General features: G+C 75.5%; 12 protein-coding genes. 8 read left to right on the top strand and 4 right to left on the bottom strand.

The annotated features are described in order from the left end of the window. Window positions 1-169: 169 nt before the first annotated feature. The gene (locus V9U70_RS21940) at window positions 170-3,370 is read right to left on the bottom strand and encodes a sacsin N-terminal ATP-binding-like domain-containing protein (RefSeq protein WP_336677866.1); all 3,201 of its coding nucleotides are present in this window, start codon (window positions 3,368-3,370) and stop codon (window positions 170-172) included. A 200-nt stretch (window positions 3,371-3,570) separates the two neighbouring features. Next, entirely contained in the window at window positions 3,571-4,497 is a 927-nt protein-coding gene (locus V9U70_RS21935) for a DUF3027 domain-containing protein (RefSeq protein ID WP_336677756.1), read from the bottom strand. 416 nt (window positions 4,498-4,913) lie between these two features. Here V9U70_RS21935 and V9U70_RS21930 point away from each other — a divergent pair, with 416 nt between their 5' ends. The 4 genes from V9U70_RS21930 to V9U70_RS21915 are packed head-to-tail and all read left to right on the top strand — an operon-like array spanning window position 4,914 to window position 8,485. After that, on the top strand, window positions 4,914-6,353 hold the full coding sequence (locus tag V9U70_RS21930; RefSeq protein ID WP_336677755.1) for an MFS transporter: 1,440 nt from the start codon (window positions 4,914-4,916) through the stop codon (window positions 6,351-6,353). A 27-nt stretch (window positions 6,354-6,380) separates the two neighbouring features. Next, window positions 6,381-6,857 carry a DUF2771 domain-containing protein gene (locus tag V9U70_RS21925; protein ID WP_336677754.1) on the top strand — a complete coding sequence of 159 codons (477 nt, stop codon included), beginning with the start codon at window positions 6,381-6,383 and terminating at the stop codon, window positions 6,855-6,857. A 40-nt stretch (window positions 6,858-6,897) separates the two neighbouring features. Continuing rightward, window positions 6,898-7,620: a futalosine hydrolase gene (locus V9U70_RS21920; RefSeq protein WP_336677753.1), complete on the top strand. Its 723-nt coding sequence runs from the start codon at window positions 6,898-6,900 to the stop codon at window positions 7,618-7,620. After that, a complete protein-coding gene (locus tag V9U70_RS21915; RefSeq protein ID WP_336677751.1) occupies window positions 7,598-8,485 on the top strand; it encodes a 1,4-dihydroxy-6-naphtoate synthase in 888 nt (295 codons plus the stop codon). Before V9U70_RS21920 ends, V9U70_RS21915 begins: the two co-directional genes overlap by 23 nt. Before the next feature lie 44 nt (window positions 8,486-8,529). On the opposite strand, the gene V9U70_RS21910 is transcribed toward V9U70_RS21915, so the two are convergent. Continuing rightward, a complete protein-coding gene (locus V9U70_RS21910; RefSeq protein WP_336677749.1) occupies window positions 8,530-8,913 on the bottom strand; it encodes a cold-shock protein in 384 nt (127 codons plus the stop codon). A 169-nt stretch (window positions 8,914-9,082) separates the two neighbouring features. Between V9U70_RS21910 and V9U70_RS21905 the strand changes: the two genes are divergently transcribed. Beyond that, entirely contained in the window at window positions 9,083-9,322 is a 240-nt protein-coding gene (locus V9U70_RS21905; protein ID WP_336677747.1) for a hypothetical protein, read from the top strand. A gap of 34 nt (window positions 9,323-9,356) precedes the next feature. Here the strand turns inward: V9U70_RS21905 and V9U70_RS21900 are convergent, their stop codons facing one another. Continuing rightward, a complete protein-coding gene (locus V9U70_RS21900; protein WP_336677746.1) occupies window positions 9,357-9,992 on the bottom strand; it encodes an HAD family hydrolase in 636 nt (211 codons plus the stop codon). 179 nt (window positions 9,993-10,171) lie between these two features. Between V9U70_RS21900 and V9U70_RS21895 the strand changes: the two genes are divergently transcribed. Genes V9U70_RS21895 through V9U70_RS21885 form a run of 3 tightly spaced genes read left to right on the top strand, consistent with a single transcriptional unit; the run spans window position 10,172 to window position 13,253 of the window. Beyond that, window positions 10,172-11,203 carry a FecCD family ABC transporter permease gene (locus tag V9U70_RS21895; protein WP_336677745.1) on the top strand — a complete coding sequence of 344 codons (1,032 nt, stop codon included), beginning with the start codon at window positions 10,172-10,174 and terminating at the stop codon, window positions 11,201-11,203. Further along, a complete protein-coding gene (locus V9U70_RS21890; RefSeq protein ID WP_336677744.1) occupies window positions 11,200-12,378 on the top strand; it encodes a FecCD family ABC transporter permease in 1,179 nt (392 codons plus the stop codon). The genes V9U70_RS21895 and V9U70_RS21890 overlap by 4 nt, the downstream gene beginning before the upstream one ends. Further along, window positions 12,375-13,253: an ABC transporter ATP-binding protein gene (locus tag V9U70_RS21885; RefSeq protein ID WP_336677743.1), complete on the top strand. Its 879-nt coding sequence runs from the start codon at window positions 12,375-12,377 to the stop codon at window positions 13,251-13,253. Before V9U70_RS21890 ends, V9U70_RS21885 begins: the two co-directional genes overlap by 4 nt. The last annotated feature ends 3 nt before the right edge of the window (window positions 13,254-13,256 follow it).

Genomic DNA, 13,256 nt, shown 5'->3' with positions numbered 1-13,256 from the left:
ATGAGCCTGTTGGCTCCTCGGTACAGACGGGCGAACCGGGCGAACGGTTGTGCGGCCCTGTGACCTTTCTGTGAAGGCCGCCGCCGCGCCTGGCCGGACGAGACGGGCCGGCCGCCCGGACCCCGCCCGGGGCCCCGGCCGCCCTGCCGCTCCCCCGCCGCCCCGGTCCTCAGTCGAACCAGCGGTCCCGCGCCAACTCCTCCGTACGCGAGGGGTCCTCCAGCAGCGCCGCGACCTCGAAGCGGCGGGGCCACTGCCCGGCCGCCCAGGCCAGGCCGGCCGCCACGCCCTCCAGCGTGGCGGCGTGGACCGTGCCGTCCGGGGTGCGGCGCCAGTCCAGCTCGACGCCGTCCGCGCGCAGTTCTGCGTACTCGACGTACGTGTCCGGGGCGCCGGGGCCGAGCAGCGCCCGGACCGCTTCCGGCACCCGGCGCTCCTCGCCCTCACCGGCGACCCGGGCCTCCACCGTCTCGCTGAGCCGCCGCACCTGGAGGAGTTCGGCCAGCTCGGCGGCGCGGGCCGGGGCGACCGGCAGCAGGGGCAGCCCCTGGGCCAGCGGCAGCACGTCCGGGGCGTCCGCGATCACCGCGTCCGACGCGTCGACCACCCGCACCCCCTCGCCCGTCACCGCGCGCAGCTCGTCCGGCAACGTCACCTCTTCCGGGTCGAGCTCGGCGAGGGCCGTGTAGAGGGCGCGCAGGTGCACAGCGGTCACCGGACGGTCCTCTTCGGCCAGCCGGCCCAGCAGCTCGGCCGCGCCGCCCGGCTCGTCCAGGAGCGCGGAGAGGGAGGTGCGCACCCCCAGCGCCCGCAGCACCTCCGCGTCGTCGAATCCGGTGGCGTCCACCGCGTCGTAGAGCCCGGCCAGGCGCGGGTCGCCGCCCGCCGCGCGCAGTCCGGCCGGGCGGCGGCCGTCCAGGACCGGGTGGTCGCGCAGCCACCACGCGGTGTACGGGCGCACGGACCGCGTCGTGCCGTCCGGGAGCAGCACCCGCACCGGCTGGGTCAGCGCGTCGCGCAGCGGCGGCCGGGCCAGCAGGGCGAGGGCCTGCGGCCAGGCGTCGTCGTCGACCAGGTCGAGGTCGCGCACCGCGACGAGCTCTGTGGCGACGGGCGGCACGGGCGTGTCGGGCAGCTGGTCCAGGAGGTCCTCGCACCAGACGTCGACGGCGTCCAGCAGACCCGCGTCGTCGGGTTCGGCGAAGTCCCCGACGCGTGGCTCCAGTTCGTCCGGGTCCAGGACGACATCGGTGGCGCGGACGAGGGTGAAGCCGGCGAGGACCCCGCACGCGGTGAGCGGCGCCTCGCCCCACCGGTCGGCCAGTTCCGCGTCGCACAGGGCGAGTTCGCCCTCGCGCATGATCGACGCGAACGGGCTGCCGGGCAGGACGAGTTCACCGGCGGGGGCCGGCTCGCCGTCCTCGTCGGGCAGGGCGAGCGCACCGAGCCACGGTTCGTCGCCGGGGGCCAGCTCGGCGTCCCGGACGAGGGTGAGGACGGTCTCGGCCAGCTCGTCGCCGTCCAGCGCGTCCTCGTCCCACACCTCCCCCGCGTCCAGCGAACCGGCGACCGCCGCCCGCACCTGAGGCGTCGTCAGCACGGCGTGCGGGGTGGCGGGCAGCGCCCCGAGCTTCTCCAGCAGCGGGTGGGCGGCGTCCGGGTGGGCGACCTTCAGCCCGAGCCGCGCGAGACGCCCGAGAACGGGACCGGTCAGCGCGTCCGGGAGCGGCAGCAGGACCTGGCGGGGGCCGATAGTGGTGCGCGGCGGACGGCCCGCCCCGTCGCCGGGGTCCGCGGCGAGCGGGACCGGGAGGCCGGAGAGCCGGTCGGGGTCGGTCCCCGCGAGGCTGTCGTAGAGGCGGCGCCACCAGCCGGGGTCGCGCTCCAGGCCGGCCAGGCGGTCGATCGCCTCGGTCAGGGGGACCCGGGCGACGCCGAGGGTGCGCAGTTCGGTGCGGCGTTCCAGGCCCGCGGGCAGCAGGCAGGGCAGCACCTCGGCGAGGACCCGCACGGTCTCGGCCCCCACCCCCTCGACGACCTCGGCCTCCACGGGCCGCAGCGCGGTGGTGCCGGGGACCGCCGCGTCCGGCTGGTCCCAGGCGTCCCAGCGGTCGGCCTCCGCGGACGTGTCGCGAGCCACCGCGGGCTCCAGGAACGCGATCCGGGGCAGCCGCTCCAGGATCGCGCCGCGCAGGGCCCCGTCCAGGGCGCCCTTGCCGAGCGGCCCGGGAACCAGGTCGATGGTGCCGGTCGAGACCGGCTGCCAGCCGCCCAGCAGCTCCGCGTACGCGTCGGCCGCCCGGTCGACGAGGAAGTCGGTCAGCGGCCCCGGCGCGGGGTGTCTGCGGGCGGTGTCCAGCGGCAGCGAGGCGATGAGCAGGGCCGGGATGCCGAGCGGTTCGTCGGTGGGCGTCGGCGCGTGGACGACCGGAGCCGTGCGGGGGTTCAGCGGTGACCCGGACTCGTCCACGGGCACCGCCCAGGTCACCGACCAGTGCGGGCGCAGCCGCTCCTCGACGGGCCGGTCGGCGAGCAGGGCGGGCTCGACAGGGCCGTGGTGGGAGACCGTGCGCCACCGGGTGAGGCCGCGCGCGGAGTCGTCGACGTGCGTGTACGGGCCGTGGAGCGAGCGGCTGAGGGTGCGGGTCCCTTCCGGCGTCTCGACGACGATCTCGTCCAGACCGGGCAGGGTGAGCAGCAGCGCGTCGTCCACGGCGGCCAGCAGCCGGGCCGCCAGATCCTCCGCGGTGCCGTCGCGCAGCGGCAGCACCACGACGGTGTCGTACCCCTCGGGCGCGCTGCCCTCTGCGGGCAGCGGGAGGCGCAGCAGCGGTACGTGCCCGTCGCGGCGGCGCAGTTCGTCCCCGAGGCCGGGGCTGCCGACGGCCGCGCCCCGGGCCATCTCCCGCGCCTCTGCCAGCGACCAGCGCACGCCCCCGTGCCGGCCGAGCACCGCGGGTTCGTCGCTGACCGCGAGGACGGCGGCGAAGCCGACGCCGAAGCGGCCCACGGAGGCCGCGTGGCCCTCGCGCTTGGCGGAGGCCCGCAGGGTGCTCAAGGACTCGACGCCGGTGGCGTCCAGCGGTGCGCCGGTGTTCGCGGCGGCCAGCACGCAGCGGGCCTCCGCGTCGCCGGGGGCGGCGGGGTGCAGGGTGAGCCGCAGCCGTCCGGCCACCCGGGCGCGGGCGGCGGCGTCGGCGGCGTTCTGGGCCAGCTCGACGACCAGGCGGTCGCGGTAGCCGCCGAGCGCGAGGTCCTCCTCGGCGTTGGCGTCCTCGCGGAACCGGGCGGGCCCGGCCCCCCAGGCGTCGAGCACCCCGCGCCGCAGCCGCGCCGTCCCGAACGGATCGGCCTCCTCGGTCGCTTTCATGCTCACGCTCTCGACTCCGCTCTGTGTGCCGGTGGGCGCGCGTCCGGGCACGCGTGTGCCCCTGCCGCCCAGTGTGCGCCCGAAGGTACCGCGCGGGGAGCGTATTCAGCGCGTCCGGCGACCCGGGCCCGTGCGGGGAGCGTCTTCGGCCCGTGGCCGCGGGCGGGACACGGCAAGAAGAGCGCGGGCGGCGGGGTCCGTCAGGAGTGGCCCAGGTCCTCCGAGGCGCCGTCCGGCTCCGCGGGCACGGAGCCGCCGTCCCGCTCAGGGCGCAGCGCGTACGGGTCCACCTTCATGGTGTCCATCGCGTGCGGCGGGGGCTTCGGCGGCGTGGGCATCACCGCGGCCTCGGAATGGCCGCCGCAGCCGTACGCCAGGGACACCACATGGCCGTCGGCGGGACCGAACTCGTTGGCGCAGACCCCGAAGGCCTGCTTCAGCGAACCGGCCATCGGGATCAGGAAGGCGCAGCTCACACAGGTCGCCGGAGCGGCCTGGGCCATCGGCGTCTTCGGGCCGAACTCCTCGTCCCAGCGGTCGGCCGCCGCGTACAGACCGTAGCGGGACAGCACCCGTGCCCGGCGGGTGCCCAGCTCGTCGGCGACGGCGGCGATGGACCCGCGGCTGGTGGCCACCGGCCGGTCGGTGAGCTCGGCGTCCTCCGATTCGACCAGATCCGCCAGCTCCTCGGAGACGGCGGAGTTGGGCGGCGGCTCGTCCTCGCCGGTCCATCCCGGCTCCAGCCGCAGGTCCTCCGCCTCGGTGGGCAGCAGGTCCCCGGGGCCCATGTCGCCGGGGCGCAGCCGCTCGCTCCACGGCACCCACTCGGGGGCCAGGAGCGCGTCGGTCCCGGGCAGCAGCACCGTTTCGTCGAGGGTGACCTTCTTGGCGCGGGAGGCCCGCGCCACCGTCACCGCCCAGCGCCAGCCGCGGTAGCCGGGCTCCCTGGCCTCGAAATAGTGGGTGACGACCCGGTCCCCTTCAGCGACCAGGCCGAGGTGTTCGCCGATCACACCGGGCGCGGCGGCCTCCTCCGCGCTCGCGCGCGCGAGGTCGACCGCTTCCGCGCACAGGCGGTCGGGAGCGGGGGTACGGGCCGTACGGCTTCGCGTCGTCGCAGCACTCACAGGTCTTCGCTTCTTTCCATACGCCAGTCTCACGAGCGCGCCAGCTGCTGCACGATTGCCGTTTCGGCCAGACAGCTGCGGGCGGAGCGGACCTGGGGGCCGCGTCGACGTCCACACCCGTTGTGCCTGCCTCGGGCGCGCCTTCTGCCACCCATTCTGCGGGATCGCCGAGAGGCGCGCGGCCAAGAACAACCGCCGGTGGCGCGTTACGCACGCTACCCTCTCCGCCGCTCCGCGCCCACCTGCCCGTCCCAAACGTGCCGTATCCGTTGCCGCCGGCGCTGCCCTGAGGCGTCGCGGGAACCGGGGCCGCAGGCTCTGCGGCGGTCTGCCCCGCCGCCGGCCCGGCAGGGCGCGCGACGCGCCTCCGCGGCCGGTCCCCGTTCATCCGGCCCCGGTTGGGGCACTATGACGGGGTGACTTCCGCCAGGTCGCACGACGGCCCCGGCCCGCTGCGCAGGGCGGGGCGGGCGGCCGGCCGTGCCCTGCGCTCCCCGTTCACCGGCACGGCCCGGGGTATCCGCAGGGCGACGCACGCCCACGGGGCGGGGGAATCGGGCCTCGGGAAACTGATCGAGCTGCACGCGGTGAACGGCGCGGGCGACGTCATGATCACGGTGGCGCTCGCCTCCACGGTCTTCTTCTCGGTGCCGACGGACGAGGCGCGCGGGCGGGTCGCCCTGTACCTCGCCATCACGATGGCCCCCTTCACCCTGCTCGCCCCGGTGATCGGTCCGCTGCTGGACCGGCTGCCGCACGGCCGCAGGGCGGCCATGGCGGGCGCGATGCTGGCCCGCGCGCTGCTGGCGCTCACCATGTCTGGCGCGGTCGCCACGGGAGGGCTGGAGCTGTATCCGGCGGCGCTGGGCGTCCTGGTGTCGTCGAAGGCGTACGGGGTGGTGCGCAGCGCCGTCGTGCCGCGTCTGCTGCCACCGAAGTTCTCCCTGGTGAAGGCCAACTCCCGGGTCACCCTGGCCGGGCTGCTCGCCACCGGGGCGGCGGCCCCGATCGGGGTCTGCCTCCAGACCGTCGGTCCCGCCTGGCCTCTCTACGGCGCGTGCGCGATCTTCGTCGCGGGCGCCTTCCTCGCCTTCACGCTGCCGCACAAGGTCGACTCAGCGAAGGGGGAGCGCCGGGCGCGGCTGATCGTCCCGCACGGCGAGGAGAGCGTGCCCCGGCCCGCCCCGCGGAGGAGGGGCGGCAGCACCCGGGCCGGTCTCCGCAGGAGCAACGGGGAGAGGCCGGCCAAAGTGCGGGCGCCCGGTCTGCGGTCCGTCGGCGGGGCCGTCCTGCACGGGCTCCAGGCCAACGCGGCGCACCGGGCGCTCTCGGGCTTCCTCATCTTCTTCCTGGCGTTCCTTCTGCGGGAGCACCCGATGGCCGGGCAGAGCGCCGCGGTCTCGCTCGGCATCGTCGGCGTGGCGGCCGGCGCCGGCAACGCCTGCGGTACGGCGGTGGGCTCCTGGCTCCGGGCACGCGCCCCCGAAGTGATCATCGCGACGGTGCTGGGGCTCGCCCTGGGCGTGGCGCTCCTGACCGCGGTCTTCTTCTCCACCGTGCTGGTCGCCGCGCTCGGCGCGGTCGCCGGCTTCACCCAGGCCCTGTCGAAGCTGTCGCTGGACGCGATGATCCAGCGGGACGTCCCCGAGGAGGTCCGCACCTCCGCGTTCGCCCGGTCCGAGACGCTGCTCCAGATGGCGTGGGTGGTCGGCGGCGGCATCGGCATCGCCCTGCCGCTCAACGCGGTGCTCGGCATGGCGGTCGCCGCGGGTCTTCTCACCCTGGGCGCGGCCACGTCCGTACGGGGCCTCCTGGGGGCCGCACGGCGCGGCACGCCGCACCCCCGCGTGGCGTGAGCGGAGGCGACCGATAGCCTTCGCCCCATGACCGTTGCGTTCTTCTCCGGTAAGGGCCGTCGAATCGGCGTCGCTCTCGGTGCCGTGTCCGCGGGACTCCTCGTCCTGTCCGCCTGCGACAAGCCGACCCCGCTCGCCACCGTGACGGTCGGCAGCGACTCGGTGCAGACCGAGGCCGCCTGCTACAACGACGGCAAGGCGATCAAGGAGTCCCTGATCCAGGACTGCCTGAACAAGAAGGCCGAGCACACCATCAAGGTCTCGATGGACGACAAGGTCCGCTTCGGCGTCGAGCCCGAGATCGCCGACCACGGCTGGACGCTCTTCATCAACGGCCAGCAGGCCGAGCAGGAGCCGTTCACGAAGACCTACCGGACGATCCCCGGCAGCGCCTTCTTCGCCAGCCAGACGGGCGAGCCCGCCGACAAGACGAACATCTCCATCGTGGAGACCAGGGGCAAGAAGCTCACCGGCATCTGGCAGTTCGAGTTCAAGAAGGACTGACCCGCCCCTCCCTTGTCTCCCCGGCTTTGAGGCTGTTCCTGTGCGTGTGCTCGTCGTGACCGCTGTCCCGGTGGAACGGGACGCGGTCACGCGTGCGTTCGGGGGCGGCCCGCAGACCGTGGCCCTGCCGGGGGCCGTGCTGCACCGCAGCGGCGCGTTCGACGTCCTGGCCGGCGGGGCGGGCCCGGCCGCCGCCGCCGCGGCCACCGCCTTCGCCCTGGCCTCGGCCCCGCGCGGCGGCGGCCCCCGGCCGTACGGTCTCGTCGTCTCGGCCGGGATCGGCGGCGCGTACACCCCCGTGACCCCGCTCGGTTCGCCGGTCGTGGCGAGCGGCATCGTGGCGGCCGATCTGGGCGCCGAGTCCCCCGACGGCTTCCTGCCCGTCACCGCCCTCGGCTTCGGCCGGGACCGCTTCGCACCGCCGCCCGCCCTGGTCCGGGAGGTCGCGGCCGCCACCGGCGCCGCCACCGGGCCCGTCCTCACCGTCTCCACCGCGACCGGCACCGCAGAGCGGGCCGCCGCCCTGCTCGCCGCGCACCCGGGGGCGCTGGCAGAGGCGATGGAGGGGTTCGGGGTGGCGGAGGCCGCCGAGCGGGCCGGTGTACCCGTGATGGAGCTGCGGACCGTGTCGAACGCCGTGGGCCCCCGCGACCGGGACGCCTGGCGCATCGGCGACGCGCTGGCCGCGCTCACCGAAGCGTTCGGGAAGAGCGCCCCCGTACTGGAAGGTTGGAACCGGCATGACGACCGACACCGCGGCTAGCGGCCGCACGGCCCGGGACGCGATCCGCATCGCCTTCTCGCCCTGCCCCAACGACACCTTCGTCTTCGACGCCTGGGCCCACGGCCGGGTCCCCGGCGCGCCCGCGCTGGACGTGACCTTCGCCGACATCGACATCACCAACGGCATGGCCGGACGCGGCGAGCTGGACGTGCTGAAGGTCTCCTACGCCGTCCTGCCGTGGGTGCTGGACGACTACGCGCTGCTGCCGTGCGGCGGGGCGCTCGGCCGGGGCTGCGGCCCGCTGGTGCTGACCAAGGAGCCGGGCCTCGACCTGACCGGCCGGACCGTCGCCGTGCCGAGCGAGCGTTCGACGGCGTACCTGCTGTTCCGGCTGTGGGCGGCGGAGAGGGTGCCCGGCGGCGTCGGGGACATCGTCGTCATGCCGTTCGACGCGATCATGCCGGCCGTACGGGACGGCACGGTGGACGCGGGCCTGGTCATCCACGAGGCTCGCTTCACCTACCGGAACTTCGGGCTCCACAGCCTGGCCGACATGGGGCGGCACTGGGAGGACACCACCGGGCTCCCCATCCCGCTCGGCGCGATCATCGCGAAGCGCTCCCTGGGCGCCGCGACGCTGGGACGGCTCGCCGACGCCGCCCGCAGCTCGGTGCGCCTGGCCTGGGACCACCCGGAGGCCTCCCGGCCGTACGTCCTGGAGCACGCCCAGGAGATGGACCCGGCCGTCGTGGACCAGCACATCGGGCTGTACGTGAACGAGTTCACCGCCGACCTGGGCGAGGACGGTTACGCGGCGGTCCGCGGGCTGCTCACCCGCGCGGCGGCCGAGGGGCTGGTGCCGCCCCTCGGCCCCGACGCGCTGGCGTTCCCCGCCGCTCCCTGAGGGTGCGCGCGAGAGGTGTCCGGCCCTGATCCGCCGGACGCCCCCTAGACGTCGAGCTGGTCGGCGACCGCCCGCAGCAGGCCCGCGATCTTCGCACCGGCGGCCTTGTCCGGGTAGCGGCCCCGCTCCAGCTGGGGCGTGATGTTCTCCAGGACCGTCGTCAGGTCCTGCACGATCGACGCCAGCTCGTCCGGCTTGCGGCGCTGGGCGGCCGCGACGGACGGGGCGGGGTCGAGGACGACCACGGAGAGCGCCTGGTCACCGCGCTGGCCCGCGACCACCCCGAACTCCACGCGCTGGCCGGGCTTGAGTGCGTCGACTCCGTCAGGGAGAACCGACGAGTGGACGAAGACGTCGCCGCCGTCGTCGCGGGAGAGAAAGCCGAAGCCCTTCTCACTGTTGAACCACTTGACCTTGCCGGTGGGCACGTCTGTCCTCGTCCTCGTACTCGTCGATGCTGCGGGAGAGCCGGGCGAACGGCTCCGGATAGCAATACAGCGGGTCACCATGGCCCGCCCGGTCCCAGGCTAATCGGATGACGGCCGGTGACAAGACGTCGCCGGAGAGTTCCTCCGCGCTGGGAACTACCCTGGTGGCGTGAGTACTACTCCTTCAGGCGCAGGCGACCGGCTCGTTCAGGTCGGCGCGATCGTCTTCTTCGTCGGCGCACTGGCCACCCTGGTCACCGTGGCCCCGCTCTTCCTGGGCACGGACCCGTTCCCCACCGTCGCGTACGGGGTCAGCATGCTCATGGGCGTGGGGTTCCTGATCGCGGGGGCGGGCGTCGTGCGTTCGGTGTGGACCAGCTCCCCCAAGCGGGCCGCCGACCGTACGTAGGGGCGCCCGGACGCCCGGCGGCCGGGCCCGCCCGCTACGCCGCCCGGCCGGCCTCGAAGGCCGTGAGCCAGGCCGGGAAGCGGGTCAGGTCCTCCAGCACCACGTCCGCGCCCGCCGCCCGCAGCTCCGCCGCGTCGCAGGGCCCGGTCGGCACGGCGACCGACAGCGCACCGGCCGCCCGCGCCCCGCGCACGTCCCCGGTGTGGTCGCCGACGTACACCTGCGCGCCGTGCTCCCGCAGGGCCTCGCCCTTGGCCTCCGCCCAGAGGCGGCCGATCAGGACGTCCGGCTCGATGCCGAGGTGGTCCAGGTGCAGGCGCGCGCTCGGCCCGTGCTTGGCGGTGACGACGAGGGCCCGGCCGCCGAGCGCCCGTACCGCCGCCACCGCCTCCAGGGCCCCGGCGAGCGCCCCGGTCGGGGTGATCGCGTGGGTGGCGTACAGCGCGCGGTAGCGGTCGGCGACGGCGGGCACCTCCTCTGCCGGGAACCAGTGCGCCAGCTCCGTCTCCAGGGGCGGGCCGATCCGGCTCACCGCCAGGGCCTCGTCGATCGGGACGCCCGTGCGGGCGGACAGCGCGCGGTAGGTGGCGGCGATGCCGGGGCGGGAGTCGATGAGCGTCATGTCGAGGTCGAAGCCGACCGTCAGGGGGCGCGGAACCGTGGAAGCCATGCACGCCATTGTGCCGACCCGCCGCCGTCGCCCGGGAAGACGGGCCACCTAGACTTAGCCGAGCCTTACCGACCCGGTCTCCCGCGGGCGCCGTGCGCGGCGCCCACGGGACCGGGCTCTCCCCGTGCCGCCGCGAACGCCCGCGTGCGCGCCCCGTGTGTCCGTCCCGATGGGGTCAGATGTCCGTCTCAGCGCCAGTCGCCGCGCCCCGCGTGCCCCGCTTCTCCCGGCGCGCGTCGGCGATGGCAGCGGCCGTCGTGGCGCTGCTGCTGGCCGTCCTGCTGAGCCTCGCCGTGGGGGCGCGCTCCATCCCCCCGGCCCAGGTGCTGGACGTGCTCCTGCACGGCGGGCACTCCGACGCCGCCGAGGTCGTCCGCACCATGCGGGCGCCGCGCACGCTCATCGGGCTGATGGTCGGCGCGGCGCTGGCGCTCGCGGGCACGGTGCTCCAGGGCATCACCCGCAACCCCATCGCCGACCCCGGCGTTCTGGGCATCAGCCAGGGCGCGTCGGCGGCGGTGGTGCTGGCCATCGCCTACGCGGGGGTCCACACGCTCAGCGGGTACGTCTGGTTCGCCTTCGCGGGCGCGGCGGCCGCCTCCGTGGCGGTGTACGCCATCGCCTCCGGCGGACGGGGCGGGGCCACGCCGGTGAAGCTGGCGCTGGGCGGTGCGGCGATCAACGCCCTGCTGGTGTCGGTGATGACGGCGGTCCTCACGACGAAGGCGTCCGCGCTGGACGAGTTCCGCTTCTGGCAGGTCGGCTCGATCGCGGGCCGGGAGACGCAGGTCGTCGAGCAGATCTGGCCGTTCCTCCTCCTGGGCGCGCTGCTCGTGGCGTCCGTCGCCCGCGGCCTGGACGCGCTCGCGCTGGGCGAGGACGTGGCCAAGGGGCTCGGGCAGAACGTCGCGGCGGTCCGGATCGTCGGCGGCCTCGGGGCGACGGTGCTGACCGGGGCCGGGGTCGCCGCCGCCGGGCCGGTCGCGTTCGTCGGGCTCGCCGTGCCGCACATCGCCCGCGCGGTCGTCGGCGCCGACCACCGCTGGGTGCTGCCCATGGCGGCGCTCCTCGGGCCGGTGATGCTGCTGGTCTCGGACGTCGTCGGCCGGATCGTGTTCCCGCCGAGCGAGGTCCCCGCGGGCGTGATGACGGCCCTGATCGGGGTGCCGTTCCTCGTCGCCCTCGTACGCCGGAAGGCGGTGCCCGCATGAGCGACACCCGTACGCCCGAGCAGGGCGCGCCCGACAGCGACGCCCGTACGCCGGAGCAGAGCGCGCCCGGCAGAGACACCCGTACGCCGGAGCGGGGCGCGTCCGGGAGCGCGCCCCCGCCGCGCCTCCGGCCCGCCGGGTACTCCCTCGTGAAGGCCCCTTCGCGCGGCCGGTTCCTGCTGCACCGCAGGGCGGCCGCCACGTCGGCCGCCCTGACCGCGCTGCTGGCGGCGGTCTGCGTGACCTACCTCTGCGTCGGCGAGAGCTTCGTCGCCCCCGGCGAGGTGGTGCGGGTCGTCCTCGGGCAGCCGTCCCCCGCCGAGCTGGTCGTGGGCACGCTGCGGCTGCCCCGCATGGTGGTGGGGCTGCTGGTCGGCGCGGCGTTCGGGATCGCCGGCGCGCTGATCCAGACCGTGGCCCGCAACCCGCTGGCCAGCCCCGACATCATCGGCGTCAGCCAGGGCGCGAGTGCGCTCACGGTCGGCGCGATGACGTTCGGCGTCACCTCGTACACCGTCCTGCCCTGTCTCTCCGTCGCCGGCGGCGTCGCGGCGGCGGCCCTGGTGTACGTCTTCGCCTGGCGGGGCGGGCTGCACGCCGCGCGCTTCGTGCTCATCGGGATCGGGTTCGCCATCGCCCTGCGGTCGGTGACCACGCTGTTCCTGACGAAGGGCGACTACCTGGTCGCGCAGCAGGCGCAGATCTGGATGACCGGGTCGCTGAACGGGCGCGGCTGGACGGAGGCCGGGCCGATCGGCTGGACGCTGCTGCTCCTGCTGCCCGCCGTGCTGTGGGCGGCCCGCGCGCAGCGCACCGTCACGATGGACGACGACACCGCCACCGCGCTGGGCGTGCGCCTGGGGCGCGTACGGCTGGGGCTCGTCGCGCTCGGCGTGGTCCTCGCGTCGGTGGCGACGGGCACGGCGGGCCCGGTGGACTTCGTGGCGCTGCTCGCCCCGCAGATCGCACGCCGGATGACCCGGACCGCCCAGATCCCGCTGCTGTGCTCGGCGCTGCTCGGCGCGGTGATCGTCGTCCTCGCCGACCTGCTCGCCCGCCGGCTGTTCTCGCCCACCGAACTGCCGGTGGGCATCCTCACGGCGGCGGTCGGCGCCCCGTACCTGATCTGGCTGATCGTCCGCGGCCACCGCGGCCGCAGTGGAGGCACCGCATGAGCCCGACGACCGACACAGCCGCGACCGGGGCCGCCGCGCCGACGAGCCGGCTCGCGGCCCGCGCCCTGACCCTGGCCTACGAGGACCGCACCGTCGTCCACGAGCTGGACCTCGCCGTGCCCGACGGGGAGGTCACCGTCATCGTCGGGCCGAACGCCTGCGGCAAGTCCACCACCCTGCGGGCGCTCGGCCGGCTGCTGAAGCCGCGCGGCGGGGCGGTCCTGCTGGACGGCACGGAGCTGGCGCGGATACCGACGAAGCGGATCGCCCAGTCCATCGGGCTGCTTCCGCAGGCCCCCGTGGCCCCCGAGGCCATCACCGTCTCGGACCTGGTCGCCCGGGGCCGCCAGCCGCACCAGAGCTGGTGGCGGCAGTGGTCGGAGGCGGACGAGCGGGCGGTGAGGGAGGCCATGGCCCGTACGGATGTGACGGCGCTGGCCGACCGGTCGGTGGACGAGCTGTCCGGCGGGCAGCGGCAGCGGGTGTGGATCGCGATGGCGCTCGCGCAGGACACGGATCTGCTGCTGCTCGACGAGCCGACGACGTATCTGGACATCGCCCACCAGGTGGAGGTCCTGGACCTGGTGCGGCAGCTCGCCGCCCCAGCCGCCGACGGCACGCACGGCCGTACCGTCGTCACGGTGCTGCACGACCTCAACCAGGCCGCCCGGTACGCGGACCACCTGGTCGCCATGAAGGCGGGCCGGATCGTCGCAGAGGGCCGGCCCGGTGACGTCGTCACCGCCGATCTGGTCCGCGAGGTCTTCGGCCTGGACGCCGTGATCGTCCCCGACCCGGTGACGGGCTCCCCGCTCGTCGTCCCGGGCGCCCCCTGGACCCCCACCCCCGCCCCGACCCCCGGAAAGGCCCTCTGAGCC

It is taken from the genome of Streptomyces pratensis (assembly GCF_037137275.1).
Lineage (GTDB): Bacteria > Actinomycetota > Actinomycetes > Streptomycetales > Streptomycetaceae > Streptomyces > Streptomyces pratensis_B.
Note: the sequence above shows the minus strand (reverse complement) of the source record. Positions and strands in the feature narration are given on the sequence as shown.